Consider the following 528-nt stretch of genomic DNA (forward strand, 5'->3'; position numbering starts at 1 on the left):
CCGCCCGCGACCACCTGTGGATGCACTTCACGCGGCACTCCACCTTCGAGACGCAGGACGTCCCGATCATCGTCCGGGGCGAGGGGCCCTACATCTACGACGCGCAGGGCAAGAGGTACCTCGACGCCCTCGCGGGCCTGTTCGTGAGCCAGCTCGGGCACGGGCGCACGGAGCTGGCCGAGGCAGCGGCGAAGCAGGCGAAGGAGCTCGCCTTCATGCCACTGTGGTCCTACGCGCACCCGACCGCGATCCAGCTCGCCGAGCGGGTCGCGGACTACGCTCCCGGCGACCTCAACCGGGTCTTCTTCACCAGCGGGGGCGGCGAGGCCGTGGAGACGGCGTGGAAGCTGGCCAAGAACTACTTCAAGCTCGTCGGGAAGCCGCTGAAGCACAAGGTCATCAGTCGTGCCATCGCCTACCACGGGACGACGCAGGGGGCCCTCTCGATCACCGGCCTGCCGGGGTTGAAGGCGGTCTTCGAGCCGCTGGTCCCCTCCACGTTCCGGGTCCCGAACACGAACTTCTACC

Annotated in this window: 1 protein-coding gene; it reads left to right on the forward strand. The window is 68.4% G+C overall.

Annotated features, from left to right (window positions below):
- A partial coding sequence (locus EKO23_RS24825; RefSeq protein ID WP_134721271.1) for an aminotransferase class III-fold pyridoxal phosphate-dependent enzyme occupies positions 1–528 on the forward strand: 528 nt, incomplete at both ends.

This window comes from Nocardioides guangzhouensis (assembly GCF_004519545.1).
GTDB lineage: Bacteria > Actinomycetota > Actinomycetes > Propionibacteriales > Nocardioidaceae > Nocardioides > Nocardioides guangzhouensis.